Here is a 20,441-nt window from a genome sequence, read left to right on the forward strand (position 1 = left end):
TCATGTTTGGAAACCGCGTAGAGGATGAATTCGCCAACAGCATCTCTGCCGCGCCTGCAGCACTGCGGGATCGCAGTTCCTGGATCTTGCTGGTGGTGATCGCGCTGGGCATCGGTGCCTTTGTCGCTTGGGCCGCGACCTATCGGATCGAGGAATCCGCACGAGCGACAGGTCGCGTCATCCCCTCGCAACAGGTTCAGGTCGTGCAAAGCCTTGAAGGGGGCATCGTGCGCGGCGTCATGGTGCGCGAAGGCGACATTGTGGATGCAGGCGAAGTGCTGATGCAGATCGACGACACGCGGTTCGCCTCTCAACAGGGCGAACTGCGCGAGCAGTCATCCGCCATTGCCGCAGAGATCACACGGCTGAAGGCAGAGGCAGAATTTGCACCTGACCTTGCCTTTTCGGCAGAACTGGTTGCCCAAAACCCCCGTGCCACAGCCGTGGAGCAAGAGGTTTTCCTGTCGCGAAGGGAGCAATTGGTCCGTGAACTGGACGTGCTTGAAGCCCAACGTGTCCAGCAACGCAGCGCGCTTGAGGAAGCCCGCGCGCAGCGCGACAAGACGACGGCGGTGCTTGCCCCTTTGCGCGAAGAGATCACCCTGACCGAAGGTATGGTGGATCGCGGTGTTGTTCCAAGGATCGAATTGCTGCGGCTGCAATCCCGCTTTGCCGAACTGTCGGGTGATATATCCGTCAGCCTTGCCGCCGAACCAAGGATCAAGGCCGCGATCGGAGAAGTCGATAGCCAGATCAAGGCGGCGCGTTCCGCCTATGTGCTGGCAGCGCGGCAGCGATTGGCAAAGCTGCAGTCGGAACTGGCGGTTATTCAGGAAACACTGCGCGCCGCCAATGACCGTGTAAAGCGGGCACAACTCCGTGCACCGGTCCGTGGTACGGTGAACACCATCCATACGACTTCTCTTGGTGCTGTGGTGCAACCGGGCGCGGCGCTGGTCGATATCGTTCCGATTGATGACAGCCTGCTGATCGAAGCGGATCTGGGGCCGCGAGATATTGCGTTTGTACGGCTTGGTGAACCCGCGTCGGTCAAGATCACGGCCTATGATTACCTTGTCTACGGCGCGATGGAGGGGAAAGTGGTGCGGATCGGCGCAGATACGCTGCAACGCGCCGATGGGTCTGAGTTCTTCCGCGTCGTGATCCGCACCGACAGGGCGTATTTGGGAAGCAGTGGCAATCCGCTGCCGATCACGCCGGGCATGATTGCGTCTGTTGATATCCAGACCGGGCAAAAAACTGTATTGTCGTATCTTGCGAAACCCATCCTGCGCGCGCAATCGGAGGCTTTGCGCGAACGCTAGCTATTTCTTGGTGGATGCGAAGACACCATTCCAGTCAGGCGGTGGGGGTTCCGCGCGCATCTCCGCTACGCGCCCCCGATAAAGAGCCGCATAATAGTTCAGACCGAGCTTGAGTTTCTCAAACAGATCCTCGATCTTTGGAAGCGCCGCCGAAACAGCGTCCCAATCCTGCGCGCGATATGCGGCATGCATCGCCTTGTTCAATTCAAATGCCTCCTGAAACATCGGATCTGCGCGCAATGTGCTGTCACCGACAAGTGCGAAGATGTTCTCGGGCAGCTCCTTGCCGACCACCCGGATTGTGTCCAGTTCCAGCAGGGCGAAGTCATTCATCGCTTCGTTCGCGGTGTTCTCGCCAAGGATGATGCTGGCCCCGTAATAGCGTGATTGCCCTTCAAGCCGTGACGCGACGTTTACGGGATCGCCAAGTGCGGTGTAGTCAAATCGGGTACTGGTGCCCATGTTGCCCACAACGCATTTGCCTGTATTGATCCCAATGCCGACGTTGATGGTATGCACTTTTCTTTCGCTGTGCTCCGTCTTTTTCCTGCGTTGCTTTTCCTTGCCAGCTTCGGCCCGGGCGGCTCTCATGCGGGCCAGACGCGCCTCGGCGGTCCTGCGCTTGTTGAATTTGTCGACATCCGAAATCATGCGAAGTGCTGCGTGACATGCCGCGTGGGCGTGATCCTTGTTGTCCAGCGGCGCATTCCAGAACGCCATCACCGCATCGCCCATGAATTTGTCGATGGTCCCGCCGTAATCCAGGATGCCATTGGACAGGATCGTCAGGAACTGATTCATCAGCGTGGTCAGCCCTTTCGGATCATCCTTGAAGTCCTCGGCAATCGCCGTGAAGCCCCGCACATCACTGAACAGCAGCGTGAGCGTGCGGGTTTCGCCACCCAGTGTCAGCCCCCCCTTGTTGCTGCCCAGCTGCGCCACCAGGTCAGGCGAGACGTAGCGCCCGAAGGCATTGCGGATTTCGCGACGGCGCCGTTCTTCCCGCAGGTAATTCACAGTGGCCATGAGGATCACGGATGACGTCGTTGCGATGACAGGAAAGCTGGGATCCAGCAGGACGCGGCTGTTGTAAAAGAGGTAGTACGACGCGGCGGTGTACCCCATCAGCAGCACCATCGTGCCGGAAATAAGCAAGCTTGCACCGATGCTTGGCGCGAACATGATCACCAGCATGCACAGCAGGAACGTGATGACCAGTTCGACCGCAATCGTGTAGTTCGGACGGTTCAGCGCCGATTGGGACAATATGTTTTCCAGAACCTGCGCGTGTATCTCCACACCCGCCATGGAGACACCCAGTGGTGTGGCGCGAAAGTCCTCCAAACCAATGGCCGAGGTGCCAACAAGCACCAGATGATTGGCGAGACGTCCGGGCGGCATCCGGTCTGCAAGTAGGTCAGCCGCCGACACGTAACGGTCTGGTGACGAACGGCTCAGATAGGGCCAGAGCGTTCCGTCGTGTGCAGTTTCAACAAGCTGCCGCGCGACGACAACGCCTTCGATGCCAGCCTCGTTCGTGCGCACGGCAAAGGGTTCACCGCCAGTGGCGACGCGCAAAAGCTCTGTGGCAAGACCCAGCCGGACTTCGCCTTGAACGCTCAGCACGATGGGCACGCGCCGATACACCCCATCGGGATCGGGGCGGGCCGAAAAGATACCATGCCCTGCGGCTGCTTCTTCCAGTTGCGGCAGATTTTGGACGATATCGGGAAATTTGAGCAGGAAGGGCATCGGATCAGGACCGATGAACGCATGTGGCACGTGGATCATATCGTGTTTCTCCGCGCGGTTACCCGCGGCACTTCGTACGCTCGTTTGTCCTACTATGACCCGCGACGACTTGAAGGCATTTGCCAGCACATCGTCATTGCTGGGAAGATCAAGTAGCTTTTTACCAAGCTCGGTCGGGATGTCAGGATTATCCGCGACAATCTGCTCGGCGGAAAGGCGGTCGGGATTTGAAAACACGATATCGAATGCAATTGCCACTGCGCCCGCCTTTGTCGCCTTTTCCACCATTTCCGCAATGCGCGTGCGCGGCCAGGGCCATTGTCCGATCTCTTCCAGGCTTCTGTCATCAACGTCGAGTATGGCGACGGGCGATGGCGTGATTTCGCGCGGTTTGGATTGGTGGTAAAAGTCGAACGCCGCATTGCGTAATCCTGCGACCGGTGTGGGATCAGCAACCCTGATAACGAGGCCGCAAAGCAGTCCGAAGATGGCAGCGATCCGGACCCATCCGAGCCATCTGGAAAACCAATTCCCCATGTCGTCCTTAATGCCAATAAGCCGTATGAGCGCCCCGATGGAGCGTAAGGCGCCCGTTCCTAATATCTAATTCAATACTGATTCGCAGTGTCGCATACTTTGCAGAAGATCACCGGGTCTTTCACCGATTACGGACAGGTATCCGATCTCATTCAATCATAAAGGGAAGTTCATGGGTCAATTGGCATTAATTTGAATAGCTTTCTAATTAGAGCGCCGCAGAAATGCCAGATTGATGTATAGTTACGCTTTTAGGAATTTTTGCTGTGTCATTGTTCTCAGACGTCCAAATCGATACTGGAATTCCCCCCAGCACACTAGCGCCCGGATTTGACGGGCGCATTGTCGTGCCTGAGGCAGAGCTGCTGTTCCAGGCCCAGTTCAAACGTGTCGGAAATGACCTGCATTTGAATAATGAAGGGATCGGCGCGATCCGCATCCCGGACTATTTTAGCGGGGATGTTGCTGCGGACATCTACGCGCCAAATGGCGCGATGTTAAGCGGTGATGTCGTGAGCCGTCTGGCTGGCCCGTTGGCCCCGGGGCAATACGCGCAAATCGGCGGACCAGGTGCGACGCAGGCAATTGGCCAAGTCGAAACCCTAGAGGGCGATAGCTCCGTTCAGCGAAGCGACGGCACGGTCGAGGTGCTGGAGATCGGCAAGAAGATTTTTGCGAATGACGTGGTGCAAACCGGGGCGGATTCCACGGTTTCCGTGACTTTTGCCGATGGGACAATCTTCTCCCTGTCGGCGAATTCCCGCATGGTCATTGACAGCCTTGTCTACGATCCCGAAAGCACTGAAAACTCCGCCAGCTTCAACCTTGTTCAGGGTGGCTTTGTCTTCATTGCCGGGCAGGTTGCCAAGACCGGCGGCATGGATGTCAGCACACCTTCCGCAACCATGGGTATCCGAGGCACAACAGTGATCGCAGACATTCAGGCGGTCAACGGGGTGCTTACCACTGAGGTCAGCCTGACCCGCGACCCGGACGGAGGTCTTGGTGAGATCATTGTCCGGGACATTGATGGCAACATCGTCGCAAACATCACAGGTACCACGAACAAGTGGATACTGACGGCTGCGGGGGATGCGTTTGAAGTGTCGCGGTCGCTGCAGGATGATGCGGACGACAGCCTGCTGGTTGCCGAGGCCGTTGGTGCCTATCGCATTGCGCTTGCGCGTGTCGACGCAGGTGAGACTTTTGTCTCCTTTGGAGAAACGCGTTCGGATCGAGGGGTCGGAACGCCGGGGACCGGGCCGGGCAATGGCTTGGAACTGGATTCGGTCGATGAACCGGGCGGGATTGATCCCGAAGACGCGCCCGACAACGATGACCAGGAAGGAGAGGATGCGCCTTTTGATGAAGGCCGCCTGAAACTGGAGCAGGAATTCCTGCCTCCCGACACGATCATCACGGGTTTGGAAGATCCTGCGGAGGGTGGGATTTCCGGTGTGATCACGTTTGAAGAAGTGGAAGGTACGGCACTGGAATTCGCCATTCTGGATGGGCCGACCAATGGCACCGCAACTTTGACCCCGGATGGGCAATTCGAATATACGCCTTCACAAAACTTCAATGGGAACGATCGCTTTACCTATCAGGTGACGGGTGGAACGGCCATCGACAGCAGCGGCACCGTTATCGTTCAGCTTGAACCTGTGAATGATGCGCCGGAATTCGATGATACCGAGACGTCGGTGGCCGAAGACGGGTCGCTCACAGGTACGGTCATCGCGACAGATGTGGATGGTGATGTGCTCTCCTACAGTCTGGAGGAACCTGCCGCGAATGGTGGCGTCGTTCTGCTGGCCGATGGCACGTACAATTATCGGCCAGATGCAGATTTCAGTGGCGTTGATGAGTTCAGCGTGCGCGTCACCGACCCGGGCGGCGCCAGCGCGATTGCGCGGGTCACTGTCCTTGTCGATCCAAGCAATGACGCGCCCACCGTGATCGAGGCGCAAAGCGTCTTTGTTGGAGAATTGAGTGAAGAAGATGCCGCAACCGTCGGTGGGCGCCTTGTGGCTCAGGATGCCGATATCGGCGACACCCTGACATGGAGCGGGTCTGCCACGGGGACATTCGGGACATTTGAAATCGGCGCGGACGGGGTCTGGTCCTATACACTTATCACACAGAATGCGGACCCGTTGGTTGCCGGTGAAACCGCATTTGATCGGTTTGTGGCAACGGTCACGGATGCTGACGGAAGCACCGACAGTCAGGAAGTCACCATTACGATCATCGGTACGAATGATGGTGCTATCGTCGCTGGAGAGATTTCTGGTGCCATTACAGAGGATGCGTCCACGAGCGTCATCTTCGGGACGCTGACCAGCAGCGATGTGGATAATCCAGACACCTTTCAACCTGTGTCCCCCGGCGCCCCGACCGTGAATGGGTATGGGACCTTTGGCATCACTGCGGCAGGCGTCTGGAGTTTCACGTTGGCCAATGCCAATACCGCGGTTGACGCTCTGGCGTCCGACAGTGTTCCTCTGACGGACAGCTTTGTCGTCCTCACGGAGGATGGCACGCCTCAGGAAGTCACTGTCACGATCATTGGCAGCAACGACGCGCCCCGACTGATCCATGCCGCAGAAGATATAGCAGGTTTTGTGACCGAAGGCACCGACATTGTGTTCGCAACCGGTCAACTGTCCGCAGCCGACCCGGATTTTGGTGCGATCCTGACATGGCGTGGTGGCGAAGAGGGCACCTATGGTTCCTTCGAAATTTCCGAGAGCGGGAGTTGGTCCTATACCCTCAACTCAAGCGCAGAGACGTTGTCAGTCGGTGAGATCGCGACGGAAACATTCGAAGTATTTGTCAGCGACGGGCAGGGCGCGGAAGTTTCGCAGATCGTCACCATTGAGGTCGAAGGGACGAACCAGTCGCCCATAGTGCGTGCCAACACGATTGTTGAAACCACGCCAAGCACTGCAGTTCTGGGTCAGTTGACCGCGACAGATGCGGAGACCCCATCAAGTGATCTTGTCTTTGCGCTTGGATCGAACGGCCCCGCCCATGGTGCGGTGATTATCAACACCGACGGCAGCTTTGAATATACGCCGGAAGACGGCTTTCAAGGCGTAGATCGGTTTGACTATACTGTCACGGATGCGGACGGGGGTCTTTCAACGGCCCGCGTCGAAGTCGAGGTTGAGGCGGAGGCAGGTTCGATCGGAGACGGTCGTTCCGCCACACTTGAAATCAACACGACGGCGACAGAAACGGCGGCTGCAGGCAGCGTTGCAATCACCACCGGCGAAGCGGACGCGAATACAATCAACCTGGCCATCGCAATGGACAGGTCCGGAAGCATCGGCGTCCCCGGTTGGGAAGCGCAAGTCGATGCAGTGCTGGAGGCTTTGAGCAATCTTGCGACCACCTTTGAAGGTGCGTCGACCAACGTGATCGTGCAGATCGTCTCTTATGCAACGAACACCATCGCCTATCCGATAGCGGAATTGCAGGACTTCGATCTGGCAAGGTCAACCTTGCTGGACAGCTACGATAACGGCAGCACCCGCTGGGATCGCGCTCTCGCGGAAGCGCAGGACTTTTTCGACAGCCAGAACAGCGGCGCCGGTTCCAATACAAACTATCTGTTCTTTATCACCGACGGACAGCCAACAGAGCCTGCTGACCTTCCTCCAGAACTTGGGTGGCGTGCATTATCTGAAGATCTGAGGACCGACGGCGGAGATGGTTATTCCGTGCTGATCGAGGCTTTTGGCGTCGGTCCGGATTACGACACCGAGAATCCGCCGCCGGAATTGACGGAGTTGGCCGGAAAGACGCCGACATTCCTTGCCGAACCCAGCTTGCTGTCGACGGCGTTGCAGACATCGCCCGTGTTCAATCCGAAGCTTGTTGATTTTGAACTGACGCTAGAGGTCGATGGCGGTGCGGCTCAGGTTATCGCCGATGAGACCAGCGCAGCTTTTGCAAGCGAGGCGCTGGAGTACGAAGTTGCACTGGCAGAGATTGCCGATATCTATCAGCTTCTGGGCGAAAACAACCGCTTCAGCGCCACAGCCCGCTTTGATCTGGATGGGGACGAAACAACCGCTGAAATCGAGCTCTTTTCCACCGAGGTGCTGGGTGTCGCTGTAACCGCCCAGACTTTGGTCGGCATGGCAGAAAGCGACCTTCTGTTCGGAAGCGAACAGGCGGATCAGATCTCTGGCGTGCAGGGCAATGACCTCATCCTCGGTTACGGTGGCGATGACACGCTCGACGGAGGGCTTGGTCAGGATACTGTCATTGCGGGCGATGGTGATGATACCATCCTGCTTGCCGATGCGCCCACGCAGACCGGAGAGCGCATTGACGGTGGCGCCGGGCGCGACGTGCTTGAGATCAGCGTAGATGGGGCTGTGCTGCCCTTGCTGGATCTCAGCGGGATCGAGGCGATTGATATCGATAACGCACAGGCCAACAGCCTGAACCTTGTCACATTGAGTGACGTGTTCGATCTCTCTGGTCCTGGCAATCAGGAGATCGCCGACCTCTTGGGTGTTTCGGCAGCCGCGAACGTATCGATCTACGCGGATGGCGGGGACACCGTCACGCTCGAAAACACGGCGACAACCGAATATGAACGCGCAGAGGGTGTGACGGTAACCGATGACAATGGCAACGAATTGGACATCTATCAGTATTTCGGCAGCGGCACACTTTTGGCCACATTGGCCATTGATGCGGAGGCTGAAGTGGCGGTCACGGTTTCCTGACAGCAGGCCGTATCCGCGCGTTTACCATCCTGTGAAATGTTTGACCGGTTGGTGCGAAATGAACCGCCTTTCAGGTGTTGTCCATGAAGGCCAGCGCCGCATCGGCCAGCGCCTTGCCCACGTCCTCTTGCAAGAAATGGCCCGCGCCGGGCAGCACTTTGTGTGGTTGTCCTTTTGCACCTGGAAGCGCCTTCTGAAATACCTGATCGATACCGGCCATGACCTTGTCTTCCGCGCCAAATACCGTGAGTGCCGGAAGCGACCGTGATTTCAAAACCTCCCATGCCTTGCGATTGGGAGCGGCAGCCGGGTCGTCAGGACGGTCCGGCACAAGGGCCGGAAATTGACGTGCGCCTGCTTGATACCGGTCGTCCGGGAAGGGCGCGTTGTACGCGGCAACTTCGGCATCGGTCAGTTCCGATACCGTACCGCCAAAGACAATGCGCCCCGCATTGAATACCGGTGTGGTCTCAGCGTATTCGCGCCACGCTTTGAAGGCCGCGCCCATGGGCTGATCCCCTGTGGGCAGCGCCGTGTTGGCAATGACCAACCGCGCGAACCGTTCCGGCATCTCCGCCACAAGGCGCAGGCCGATCAACCCGCCCCAATCCTGACAGACCAGCGTGATCCCCCGCAGGTCAAGCTGTGTCAGCCAATCGGACATCCAGTCAACATGACGCTGATAGGTATAATCCTCCCGCGCCATCGGTTTGTCCGACCGGCCAAACCCAATCAGATCAGGGGCAACGACGCGGTGACCGGCATCTGTGAAGATCGGGATCATATGCCGATACAGGTAGCACCAAGTCGGCTCTCCATGCATGACAAGTACGGGGTCGGCGGCGCTTGGCCCTTCATCAAGATAATGCAGCCGCAATGATCCGCCTTCACCATCGTCAACATTGAGGTAGTTGGGCGCAAAGTCGAAGTCAGGCAGGACTTCGAAACGGTCGTCCGGGGTGCGCAGGAATTCCATGAAATCTGACCCTTTCCTGAGGTGATGCACAGTGGGGCAGCCGATGTGGCCAATGATACAGCCCGACTATGCCCCGCATCGACGCCTGTGACGAGACCCAAGTGCGGGCTTCGTGACGCGAACTCAGGCCCGTTCCGCTTCCAAAAGCGCGATCATCTGATCGCGCATCACAAACTTCTGTGGCTTCCCGGTAATGGTCATGGGCAGGGCCGACACGATCCGAAAATGTCGTGGTATCTTGAAGTGCGCGATTTGGCCGTCGCAAAAGGCGCGCAGGTCCTCGGGATTAAGCGCGTCCGCTTTCACTGGAACGATCCATGCGCAGACCTCTTCGCCCAGACGTTCGTCAGGTATGCCAAATACTTGCACCTCGGCCACATTGGGATGGCTGAACAGGAACTCTTCGATCTCGCGCGGGTATATATTCTCCCCGCCACGGATGATCATGTCCTTTACCCTTCCGGTGATTGTGCAAAACCCTTCCTCGTCCAGCATCGCAAGATCACCTGAGTGCATCCAGCCATTCTGAATGGCTTCCGATGTGCGTTCGGGTTCATCCCAGTACCCTTTCATGACCGAGTACCCGCGCGTGCAAAGCTCTCCCTGGGTGTTGACCGGAACGATCTGGCCCCTGTCATCGACGATCTTCACTTCCAGATGCGGGTGTATGCGACCGACGGTCTCGCACCGTTGGGTTGTCGGGTCGTCAACAAAACTCTGGAAGGAAACCGGCGCTGTTTCGGTCATGCCATAGCAGATGGTCACTTCACCCATGTGCATCTCATCGTTGACGCGTCTCATCACTTCGATCGGGCAGGGCGCACCAGCCATCACGCCGGTACGCATGCGTGATAAGTCCCGTCGCTTGGCGGCCAATTCCTGCAACATGGCGACAAACATCGTCGGCACCCCGTAAAGCGCCGTGCAACGCTCCCGGTCCAGCGCATCAAGGGTCTGGGCCGCGTCAAAAGCCTGACCCGGGAAAACCATGGCGGCCCCTTTGCTGACAGCGCCCAAAACGCCCAACACCATGCCGAAGCAGTGATACAGGGGGACAGGAATGGCCAGGCGGTCGTTTTCGGTCAGCTTGATCCGGTCGGTGACGAAACGCGCGTTGTTGACGATGTTGTAATGCGACAGCGTCGCGCCCTTGGGCTGGCCCGTTGTGCCGGAGGTAAACTGGATGTTGATATCGTCATCGGGCTGCAGTGTTTGATCGATTTGAGACAGCCGCAACTGCTGAGCAGGCCCCCCAAGGCCGCAGACCTGATCGAAAGTCCAGAGCCCGTCCGCGTCGGCGGTCTCATCCATCACGATAACATGGCGCAAGTGGGGCAGTTTCGCTGCACGCAACTTGCCCCGCGCAGACTTGCCAAGTTCGGGCGCAAGGGCGCTGATCATCTTCAGGTATTCAGACGATTTGAAAGACTGCGCCAGTACAAGCGCGGTGCAGCCCACCTTGTTCAACGCATATTCAAGTTCCGACAGGCGGTAGGCGGGGTTGATATTGACCAGGATCACACCGATGCGCGCTGTTGCGAACTGGGTCAGCACCCACTCCACCCGATTGGGAGACCAAATGCCCAGACGGTCCCCTTTCCCCAGCCCCAGCGCCAACAGACCGGACGCCAGGGCATCCACCGCGCGGTCAAGATCGTAGTAGCTCATCCGCGTATGTGGGAAAATCAGCGCATCGCGCGGACCATAGCGGGAAACGGCGTCACGCAGCAGTTGCGGAATGGTGGCATAGGCCAGTTCGGGATGTTTGGGACCCTGAACATATGACTTCCCATCGCGGGGGGCGAGGTTGACCTGCACCGATCCCGACGGGTCCATGCCGAAATTCTGGATACGGTTCGCAATGCTCTCATTCAGGATCGTCATCTTGATCTCTCCTTACATATCCCGCCAATCACCTGATTGTTCAAAGGCATGAGCCGCCTGATAGATCTTCATCTCTCCATAGTTCGGGCCGACCAGCATCAGGCCAATGGGTAAGCCTTCGCTGAACCCGCAGGGCAGGCTCATGGCCGGCAGGCCACCGTTGAAGGGGGCGGTGTTGGGCACCATCTCAAACGCGCGCTGGACATAAAGGCTGAGCGAACAATCAGCAGGCGGGTGTTCCTGCGGCTTGATCGGGAGTGTCGGCATCAGCAGCAGATCGAATTGCTTGAGCGCGGCGTGGTAGCGTTCATTGCAGCGTCGCATGATGTTCTGCGCCTTGCCATAGAACCGGCCGCGATACTGGCGTTGAAAGTGTTCACCGACGAACATGCAGGCCTTGAGCGAATGGCTCAACTCGTCTGCGCGTCCCTTCCATTGCGCCATGTGATCCGTCATTGAGGGCAGAAAGAGCCCGCGATAGTTGGTGCCGGTGGAATTGCCCCACATCATCCCGTCCTGCAGCCCCTCAAGGGTGATGGCGGTCCAGGCATCCATCGCGGTGTGGTGTTCGGGGACCGAAACGTCCTCTACCCGTGCGCCCAGTTCGCGGAAGCGTTCGACGGCCTGCAGGACCTTGGCCTCCACGTCAGATTCGGAATTGGGATGGCCGAACCCTTCCTGAAGCACACCGATGCGCATGCCCTGCGCGCCCCGGCCCAGCGCTTCGGTATAGCTATAGACTGTTGGCTTGTACTGGCGCGGGTCAAGCCCGTCTTCGCCTGCCAGCACCTCAAGCAGCAACGCATTGTCAGCAACCGTGTTGGTGACAGGCCCCAGGTGATCAATGGTTTGTTCGATCGGCATCGCACCGGTGTAGGGGACCAAACCGTGCGTTGGTTTCATCCCGTAGCAGCCACAGTTCGAAGCAGGAATGCGGATGGAGCCGCCCTGGTCCCCGGCAATCGCCATGTCCACTTCACCCGCCGCCACCAGTGCAGCTGACCCCGCGGAGGAGCCTCCGGCCATGTAGCCGCGCTTGTACGGGTTGTGGATCGGACCCTTGGCATTGGTGTGCGACCCGCCAGAAAGGCAGAAGTTCTCGCAATGCGCCTTGCCAGCGATGACGGCCCCGGCGTCCAGCATCCGGGTCACGATTGTCGCGTCAATCTCGGGCGTGTATCCCTCCATGATCGAAGAGCCGTTCATCATCGGCACCCCCGCCAGACAGATCGTATCCTTGAGCGCGATCCGCTTGCCACGCAGTTTCCCATCCGGCGCCCCGCGCACTTCTGTCTTGACGTACCACGCGTTCAGAGGGTTCTCGCTCGCCGTTGGGAAATGCCCGGGGCTGCGGGGGTAACGAACCTCCGGTAGGTTGTCGGGCATCGCGTCCAGCCGGTCATAGGCCTGCATGTAGGGTTCGATGATTTCGGTGTATTCGATCAAGTCTTCGTCTGACAGGCTCATCCCGAAGCGATCGGCCATGCCGCGCATCTGAGCAAGAGTAGGGCGTTTGATGGTCATGGCATTCACCGTTGAGACATGAGGTTGGGGACGAAGATCGGGCGCGGACGGCTTTCCTTTGGTTTGTGGAGCGGGTGCCCCGCGTTTCCGATTTGCCATTTGAGGCTGCGCGGGCGCCGTCGTTTGCCGTGTCCCGCGCGCGGCACCGAAGCCCAGGAACTGGTCAACCTTGGAGGTATCCGACAGCTCTGCCCGCGATAGCGTGCCATTGATCCGACCGCGTTCCAGCACCAGCACACGGTCGGACAAATCCGCAATGAAATCGAAATTCTGCTCCACCAGCAGGATCGACAGGCCGCGCTTTTCGCGCAACTTCAGCAGGGTTTCCGACATCTCCTCAATGATCGACGGTTGGATCCCTTCGGTGGGTTCATCCAGCAACAGAAAGTGCGGATCACCCATCAGGCAGCGGGCCAGTGACAGCAGTTGCTGCTCCCCGCCGGACAGCGCGCCACCCTCACGGTCCAGCAGGCGCGCGAGGCGGGGAAAATCGCCAAGAACGGCGTCCATCACCTCTGTTTCAGACCCGGCACCGTGATCCTGCCAAGCAAAACGCAGGTTGTCGCGGACGCTGAGTTGCGGGAAAATGCCGCGCCCTTGCGGTACATATCCCAAACCCATTTGCGCACGCGCATTCGGGGGAAGACGCGTGATGTCTGTCTGGTCGAAGCGGATCTGACCCGAGGATGCAGGCAAGAACCCCATCAGCGTTTTCAAAAGCGTGGTCTTGCCCATGCCGTTGTGGCCCAACACACCGAACACTTCATTCTCTGCCACGTCCAGATCAATGCCATGCAGGATCGGAACCCGGCCATAGCCGCCGGACAACCCCTTGGTTGACAGCAGGATATCTTGCTCTTCCGTCATCTCAGGCCTTCTTTCCCAGATAGACGGCCCGGACCGTTGGGTCTGACATGACATGATCCACGTGATCCTCCATCAGCACCGCGCCCTGGTGAAAGACAGTGACCGTTTCCGCGATGGAGCGGATGAATTGCATATCGTGTTCGACGATGACGACCGCCGAACTCCGGGTAAGTTCGTGGATGATCTCTGTCATGCGCTCGACATCCTGCGCGCTCATGCCCGCGGCGGGTTCATCGAGCAGCACAAGCCAGGGGTCTGCAACCGCGACGATGCCCAATTCCACCCGTTGCCGCTCACCATGGGCAAGTTGGCCCAGATCCGTCCGCGCGATCGGGCCAAGCGCCAAGCGGTCGATGATCGCGTCTGCCCTTGCGCGGGCCTCTTCAATCGGATGGAAACGCCGCGCGGCGAGCCAGATGTTCTCATGCACGCTCAGCGCATCCATGACATTGGGTGTCTGGGTCTTGATCCCGACACCCAGCGCGGCGATCTGGTGCGGCTGCCAACCCGTCACATCCTGTCCGCGCATGAAGACGTGGCCTTCGGTGGGGGTCAACAAACCGGAAACGCATTTGAAGAATGTGGATTTGCCCGCTCCGTTCGGGCCGATCAGACAGCGCAATTCACGGGGCCGCAGCTTGAAATTGACATTATCGCTGGCGGTCACGCCGCCAAAGCGCATTGTCAGTCCCTGGGTTTCCAGAACGGTCTCAGGCATGGCGCGACCTGCGGACCCGGCGGGGGACGGCCCTGCGCCGCACACGGCCAAAAGTTGCGCGCAACAGTCCGGCCACCGCCGGTACCAATCCCTTGGGTAAGAACAGCACAAAGAGCACCAGTATGAGCCCGGTGATCAATGTGTTGTCGATCATGCTTTGCTGGCCCAGCAGGAACTTCAGATATGCCAGTCCTGCCGCCCCGATGATCGGACCCAGCCGCGTGCCCAGACCGCCGACAATGCACCAGATGATGATCTCGGCCGATTGGCCGAGCGAGAAAAGGGTGGGGGTAACGATCTCTCCCCAATTGGCGAAAAGCGCACCTGCAAGGCCCGCAATTGCCGCACCGACCGAGAATAGAACGGTTTTGCGTGCAGCCACGTCGTAGCCCATCAGGCTCATCCGGGTTTCGTTTTCGCGAATACCGATGGCGATGCGTCCAAAGGACGACCGCAAGAGCGCCGTGACCAGCAAGAACACCAAGACCAGTGCAACAGCACAGAAATAGAAGTAGGGATCACCCCAGATATACGCCTCCGGATCGCCTGGGACGTTCAGCGTCTGGAACCCCGGAATGCCATTGAACCCTCCGATGCGGGCCTTGCCGATCATGTACTGCGGACCGGCAGTCGAATTGACGAACTTGAACAGGATCAACGTCACAACCAGCGTGATCACACCGAGATAGACGTCCGTCAGCCGTCCATAGAACATCATTGCGCCCAGCAGGGCGGCGAAGGCCGCGGGAACCAGCACAGCAAGGATCATCGGCACAGTGCTTTCGCCAATATTGATAGCAGCAATGGCATAGGTATAGGCACCCAGCCCAAAGAAAGCCGCCTGACCGAAACACAGGATCCCGCCAAATCCCCAGATCAGTCCCAGGCTCAGCCCCAGCATGCCGTAGATCACCAGAACGGTCAGCGTATAGGTGCTGATCAACAGCGGCATCAGCCAGATCAGAAACGCGGAAATGATCAGCGTGAGGACAACGTCTTGTGCGGCGCTGCGTTTCATCACAGCTTCCCCTTGAAGAGGCGACCGGTGATGCCCTGCGGCATGGCCCGCAGCAGGATCACGGCGGCAATCAGCAGCGCGACCTCTCCTATCACCGGGGAGATGGCGAAGGTGAAGATCTGGCTGACAAATCCGAAAGACGTTGCCGAACTGACCAGCCCCGCGATCAGCGAAGGGCCACCTGCAATGACGGTGATAAAGGCTTTGGCGATATAGGCACCGCCTGAAGTCGGGACCAATCCGACCAGCGGCGCCAGCACCGCGCCTGCCAACCCTGAAAGCGCGGAGCCGCAAAAGAAAGTTGCCATGTATATGCGGTCGGGGCTGTACCCCAGTGCCGCGGCCATGTCCGAGCGTTGCATCGTGCCGCGGGCGATCAGGCCCGCGCGGGTGCCCCGCAAAACCGCATACATCGCGATGACAAGCAGGACCGACACCACGATGATGAAGAAGTTGTAGCCGTTAATCTGGTATCCCCCCACCGCAAAGCCGGGGATCGGGGTCGAAATGCCGGTGGTCGTGTTGCCAAAGATCATCGTGGCCAGCCCGATGAAGACAAGGCTGAGCCCCCAGGTGGCAAGCATGGTGTCGACCAGCCTGCCGTAAAGGTGGCGGATCACCAGCCGCTCCACCACAAGGCCGATCAGGCCGACGATCAGGGGTGCGATGACCAGCATGGCGACAAAGACATTCACGCCCAGGCCGACGGCGGTGATCGTGGCGTATCCCCCCATCATCATGAATTCGCCATGGGCCAGGTTGATGACCTTCATCATGCCAAAGACCACTGCCAGCCCGGCACTGATCAGCACCAGAGAGGCGATGGCATAGAACATCTCAACAATAATGACGAAGGTAAGGTCCATGGTTTCCAATGCCCAAGATAGAGGTGCCAGGGCGACCTGCGCCGCCCTGACGGGGAGGGTCTTTCAGATCAGATGTCGATCTCGTACTGCGTGTTGTCGTCGGGGTTGGCCGACAGATCGCAGACGGCCTGCGTATCGATGGGCTGCCGTTGTGGCAGCGTCTCGATCACCTTCATCTGCTGGTCCTGCATTTCCATCAGGTGGACGTCGAGCACGGCATGGTGGGTCTTGGGGTCCACCGTGACCTTGCCCGCCGGGCCGGTGATGGAAATGCCCGTCTCCAGCGCTTCGATCACCGCGTCGCGCTCAACCGAACCTGCCTTGCGGACGCCTTCGGCCCATGTGAGCAGGCCGTTGTACTGCGATACGGCAATCTCGTGCATCGACTGGTCACCGTCGAACATCGCGGCCCATGCTTCCTTGAACGCGTTGTTTTCAGGGGTGTCGAGTTCCTGGGAATAGTTGTAGGCGCACATGATGCCGTTGCCCTCTTCGGGGGTAAGGACCTTGTGTTCGTTGCCTACGCCCAGCGTGGTAGAGGCGAGCGGGATCTTGTCCTTCATCCCCGCTGCGGCCCACTGACGGAAGAACGACAGATGCGCACCACCCACGAGCGGGGCGATCACCAGATCCGGCGCGGCAGTCTGTATCTTAGCGATGGTTGATCCGAAATCGCTCACATCAAGCGGGAAGAAATCGGTGGACAGAACCTCTCCGCCATTGTCGTTGACGAACTTTTCAATCCAGCGTGCGGTGATCTGGCCATAATTGTAATCCGCTGCAAGGATATAGACTTTCTTGCCTGACTTGCTCATCGCGTATGGGACCAATGCCTCGACCTGCTGGGCCGGCGTGACGCCATTGATGAAGATATTGCGATCACACACGCCGCCTTCATAGAGCACGTTGTAGAAGTACAGCGTCTTCGATTTGCGCATGGTCTGGCGGATCGCCTCCCGCGAGGCAGAAAGGATGCCCCCGTGGACAACGTCGACCTTGTCCTGACGGGTCAGTTGCTGACCGTATTGCGAATAAAGCGCCATGTCGGATTGCGTGTCATAGGCGGCCACTTCGACCGGGCGACCAAGCAGGCCGCCTGCGTCGTTGATCTGCTTCACGGCCAGTTTGGTGGCCTGATCCATGGGCTTTCCGTAAGCGTCGAAAATGCCCGAGGTATCAAGGATCGATCCCAGTTTGATCGCGTCTGCGGCAAGTGCCGCCCGCGGCAACATGCTTGCTGTGGTTAGGGCGGCGGCACCGCCAAGCAGTTCTCTCCTGTTCAGAGACATGAGTTGTCCTCCGTTGGTTCGTGGATAGGGGGGTGAATTCAAATCACTCTTTGGTTTTTGAAGCGTCTTTGTCCTTGATGCGATTGGCGTAATCGGCCGTCCGTCCCGCGGTCTGGGCATCGAAATCAAGCCCGATTTCCTCGCCCATCTGCTTCATTGCAGGTAACCTGACGGCCATGCCAAGGATCTGGTCCATCGCGGCGCCAAAGGCGCTGTCCACGCCTTCCCCGCCTGAAGAAACACCGCCGCCCGGCCCACTGATCTGGTTGATCCGGATTGAATCGATCTTTTCTACCGGCTTCATCATCTGCGTCATGATTTCCGGCATGCGGTCGAGTTTGCGTTCCTCCAGACGCATGCGGATCACCGCATCGCTCAGCGTATTCTCGGCAGTGTTGAGGGCCGCGCGCCCGGCTGCTTCGGCTTCCATCGCCGCCTTTTCCGCATTGGCGGAAGCTGTGCGGGCAGAGGCATCAGCTTGCGCACGGGCCAACAGCGTGCTGACATCGCTTTTTACGCGCGCGCCTTCCAGTTCTATGTCCCGCTCCTGCTTGAGCATTGCAATTTCGCGCTCGCGCTGGGTGACGGCACGTTCTTTCTGCGCCTGCACGTTTTCCGCCGCCAGTATGACTTGCGCGCGGGCTTCCTCTTCATCCGCCTTGGCCTTGGCCTCTTTGGTGCGGGCCTGTGCCAGCTTGATATCGTTGGCAATCTTGGCCTCTTCCAGATCCAGCACTGCGCGCATCTCGGTCTTGCGCAGGGCTTCGTCACTTGTGACCTGTGCTGCCTTGATTTCCTGTTCTTGCTGGATGCGCATCGTCTCTGACGCGCGCTGTGCTTCGGCACGGGCCTGGGCGGAGCGGCTTTCGGCGTCAGCTTCCAGCTTTGCCAGATGTTCCTGCTGGGCGATTTCCGCTTCGCGTTCGGCGCGTTGCAGTTCGATCTGCCTTTGATGCTGGGAAAGCCGGTGTTCGCGCACGGCCACTTCAGTGCTTGTTTCGACCGCGATGCGGGCTTTGCGCTCTTCCGCCACCAATTCAGCCAGGCGTCGCATGCCGCGAGCGTTGAAGGCATTGTTTTCGTCACGCTGCGCAAAATCGCTTTGGTCCACCAGAACAAGCGCCGCCGTCACCAGCTCCAACCCGAGCCGCTGGGCGTGATCGGACACCATGGCGGAAACATCAGCGGTGAAGGCGGCACGTTCTTGATGAATGTCGTTCAGGCTGCGACCTGCCGCGGCAGTCTGGATGGCGTTGGCAAGCGGTCCGGCCAGCACATCTTCAAAGGCCTCAGCGCCCCGCGCAATCCGATGCCCAAAAGCCTGCGCGGCAATGGCGATACTGGCAGGGTCTGGCGCAACGCGAAGTTCGAACTCCATCTCGATATCGGCGCGCAAGGGATCTGCGGTCAGCACCGCGTCGCGGCCCGTGCGCGAGGCCGAAACAGCCGCAGTCTGCATGGAAACCCGCTGTACCTGGTGCACGATCGGCAGTGCGATACAGCCCCCATCGGTCAGGATACGGCGTCCGCCCATGCCGGTACGTACCAATGCGCTTTCCAGCGATGCCTTGGCGTAGAAGCGCAGCAGGAACCAGATCCCCACCAGCAAGACGACCGCGATGATGATCAGTGCAAGAAACCAATACAATTTGTCTTCCCCCATCGCTTCTTATGCCCCAGGCCGGGCGGCGGATCAGTTTTTCTACGGTGGGGGATTTTAATTTCCAATTCAAGTAAATTATTTGAAAAGGAAATTATAAAGGTAAAAATATATGTTTTACAACATCTTGAAGTCGCAGAACTGAACGCCATCAGCACGCGCAAGATAGATGGCGGGGCGCTTGTATTCACGGTTCTTGACGAAGTTTCGCCCGCTTTCGTGAATCACCGGCAGACCATCACTGCTGGACGTCTCGCGCCAGACCTCTCCGAAATCGTGCAGCAACGCGGCCAGATAATGCAGCCCTTCGTACGTCGATTGCCCGATTGAATTCAGCGCAGGCGCAATGTCCCCATGCAACGCGTAGTAGCGTTCCTTGAAGGAGGCGTTCGCGTCAGTCGCCACGGAGCCGAAATAGGATGAAACTGAGAACAGGCGCTCCAGATTACCTTCACCGCAGGCCATCAGGCCATTTTCCTCAAGCGCGCAAGACAAGCGCAGAATGGACTTGTGCAAGCCGCGTCGCCCGAACACCCGATTGAAGTTCACGGCATCCTGACCCACCAGCGACACCAGCACGGCATCCGCCCCGGAGGCTTCCAACCGGTCAACCAGGTCGGTCATCCGGGGTAGACCGAAGGGGACGTAACACTCCATCGCGAGTTCGGCGTTCATCTGTTTCAAACAGTGCTTGGCGTAGGAATGTGAACTGCGCGGCCAGACATAGTCGTTACCGATCAAGGCCCACCGCCGGGGCCGGTAGACATGCTGCAGGACTGCCATCGCCGGGCCAAGCTGCTCTTGCGGGGTTTCGCCGATGGCAAACAGGCCCGGCGTGGTTTCGCCCCCCTCATATAGCGGCGTGTAGATGTAGGGGATGCGCTGACGCACGACCTTGGATAGCCGCTGGCGCACCGCGCTCAGATGCATGCCGACGATGGCGTCTATGGCTCCCAGTTCAATAAGCTCATTGACAATTTCTTCGATGGGTTCGCCTGCTTCTACTGCTGCGTCGATCATGATCAACTGCACCCGCCGACCCATGATCCCGTTCTTCTTATTTAATTCTGCTGCAGCAACCTGGGCACTTGAGATGCAGGAGGGTGCCCAGATGCCTGCAGGCCCACACATCGGGATCAGCAAAGCGACGCGAAAACTGGTCGAGGCGTACAGATGCGCACGCTCACGGAGTTCCGCAAGCTCGATCGGAAGTGCCACATCTTCTGGTAAGCGTCCCAGACCCTTATCCCCCAAGACCAAACTGGTCTTTTCCGACATAG

At 58.7% G+C, this 20,441-nt stretch carries 12 protein-coding genes; 2 read left to right on the top strand and 10 right to left on the bottom strand.

The window, feature by feature from the left end; all coding sequences use genetic code 11:
* The first annotated feature begins 2 nt into the window (after positions 1-2).
* Positions 3-1,325: an HlyD family type I secretion periplasmic adaptor subunit gene (locus tag AB4X18_RS12690; protein WP_370400432.1), complete on the top strand. Its 1,323-nt coding sequence runs from the start codon at positions 3-5 to the stop codon at positions 1,323-1,325.
* Here AB4X18_RS12690 and AB4X18_RS12695 read toward each other — a convergent pair whose 3' ends face one another.
* Complete coding sequence (locus AB4X18_RS12695) at positions 1,326-3,614, bottom strand: CHASE2 domain-containing protein (RefSeq protein ID WP_432816660.1); 2,289 nt, start codon at positions 3,612-3,614, stop codon at positions 1,326-1,328.
* Positions 3,615-3,961: 347 nt separating this feature from the next.
* Here AB4X18_RS12695 and AB4X18_RS12700 point away from each other — a divergent pair, with 347 nt between their 5' ends.
* Positions 3,962-8,359: an Ig-like domain-containing protein gene (locus AB4X18_RS12700; protein ID WP_370400435.1), complete on the top strand. Its 4,398-nt coding sequence runs from the start codon at positions 3,962-3,964 to the stop codon at positions 8,357-8,359.
* A 70-nt stretch (positions 8,360-8,429) separates the two neighbouring features.
* On the opposite strand, the gene AB4X18_RS12705 is transcribed toward AB4X18_RS12700, so the two are convergent.
* From AB4X18_RS12705 to AB4X18_RS12745, 9 genes are all read right to left on the bottom strand, one after another.
* Positions 8,430-9,335, bottom strand: coding sequence for a haloalkane dehalogenase (locus AB4X18_RS12705; RefSeq protein ID WP_370400436.1), 906 nt, complete (start codon positions 9,333-9,335; stop codon positions 8,430-8,432).
* Positions 9,336-9,458: 123 nt separating this feature from the next.
* Entirely contained in the window at positions 9,459-11,219 is a 1,761-nt protein-coding gene (locus tag AB4X18_RS12710; protein WP_370400437.1) for an AMP-binding protein, read from the bottom strand.
* A 12-nt stretch (positions 11,220-11,231) separates the two neighbouring features.
* Entirely contained in the window at positions 11,232-13,610 is a 2,379-nt protein-coding gene (locus AB4X18_RS12715) for an amidase (protein WP_432816661.1), read from the bottom strand.
* A gap of 1 nt (position 13,611) precedes the next feature.
* Positions 13,612-14,328: an ABC transporter ATP-binding protein gene (locus tag AB4X18_RS12720; RefSeq protein WP_370400439.1), complete on the bottom strand. Its 717-nt coding sequence runs from the start codon at positions 14,326-14,328 to the stop codon at positions 13,612-13,614.
* Complete coding sequence (locus AB4X18_RS12725) at positions 14,321-15,346, bottom strand: branched-chain amino acid ABC transporter permease (protein WP_370400440.1); 1,026 nt, start codon at positions 15,344-15,346, stop codon at positions 14,321-14,323. Before AB4X18_RS12725 ends, AB4X18_RS12720 begins: the two co-directional genes overlap by 8 nt.
* Positions 15,346-16,212, bottom strand: a complete 867-nt coding sequence (locus AB4X18_RS12730; RefSeq protein ID WP_370400441.1) for an ABC transporter permease subunit — start codon at positions 16,210-16,212, stop codon at positions 15,346-15,348. The genes AB4X18_RS12725 and AB4X18_RS12730 overlap by 1 nt, the downstream gene beginning before the upstream one ends.
* A gap of 68 nt (positions 16,213-16,280) precedes the next feature.
* On the bottom strand, positions 16,281-17,501 hold the full coding sequence (locus AB4X18_RS12735) for an urea ABC transporter substrate-binding protein (RefSeq protein WP_432816662.1): 1,221 nt from the start codon (positions 17,499-17,501) through the stop codon (positions 16,281-16,283).
* Between the two features lie 43 nt (positions 17,502-17,544).
* Positions 17,545-19,149: a flotillin domain-containing protein gene (locus tag AB4X18_RS12740; protein ID WP_370400444.1), complete on the bottom strand. Its 1,605-nt coding sequence runs from the start codon at positions 19,147-19,149 to the stop codon at positions 17,545-17,547.
* A gap of 129 nt (positions 19,150-19,278) precedes the next feature.
* The gene (locus AB4X18_RS12745) at positions 19,279-20,439 is read right to left on the bottom strand and encodes a substrate-binding domain-containing protein (protein ID WP_432816663.1); all 1,161 of its coding nucleotides are present in this window, start codon (positions 20,437-20,439) and stop codon (positions 19,279-19,281) included.
* Positions 20,440-20,441: the final 2 nt, after the last annotated feature.

The organism is Sulfitobacter rhodophyticola (assembly GCF_041281685.2).
Lineage (GTDB): Bacteria > Pseudomonadota > Alphaproteobacteria > Rhodobacterales > Rhodobacteraceae > Sulfitobacter.

What these genes read in the sequence shown, in the direction of transcription:
- AB4X18_RS12690 (WP_370400432.1), top strand. Translation starts at nt 3, where the DNA reads ATGTTTGGAAACCGCGTAGAGGATGAATTCGCCAACAGCATCTCTGCC.
- AB4X18_RS12695 (WP_432816660.1), bottom strand. Translation starts at nt 3,614, where the DNA reads ATGGGGAATTGGTTTTCCAGATGGCTCGGATGGGTCCGGATCGCTGCC.
- AB4X18_RS12705 (WP_370400436.1), bottom strand. Translation starts at nt 9,335, where the DNA reads ATGGAATTCCTGCGCACCCCGGACGACCGTTTCGAAGTCCTGCCTGAC.
- AB4X18_RS12710 (WP_370400437.1), bottom strand. Translation starts at nt 11,219, where the DNA reads ATGACGATCCTGAATGAGAGCATTGCGAACCGTATCCAGAATTTCGGC.
- AB4X18_RS12715 (WP_432816661.1), bottom strand. Translation starts at nt 13,610, where the DNA reads ATGACGGAAGAGCAAGATATCCTGCTGTCAACCAAGGGGTTGTCCGGC.
- AB4X18_RS12720 (WP_370400439.1), bottom strand. Translation starts at nt 14,328, where the DNA reads ATGCCTGAGACCGTTCTGGAAACCCAGGGACTGACAATGCGCTTTGGC.
- AB4X18_RS12725 (WP_370400440.1), bottom strand. Translation starts at nt 15,346, where the DNA reads ATGAAACGCAGCGCCGCACAAGACGTTGTCCTCACGCTGATCATTTCC.
- AB4X18_RS12730 (WP_370400441.1), bottom strand. Translation starts at nt 16,212, where the DNA reads ATGGACCTTACCTTCGTCATTATTGTTGAGATGTTCTATGCCATCGCC.
- AB4X18_RS12735 (WP_432816662.1), bottom strand. Translation starts at nt 17,501, where the DNA reads ATGTCTCTGAACAGGAGAGAACTGCTTGGCGGTGCCGCCGCCCTAACC.
- AB4X18_RS12745 (WP_432816663.1), bottom strand. Translation starts at nt 20,439, where the DNA reads ATGTCGGAAAAGACCAGTTTGGTCTTGGGGGATAAGGGTCTGGGACGC.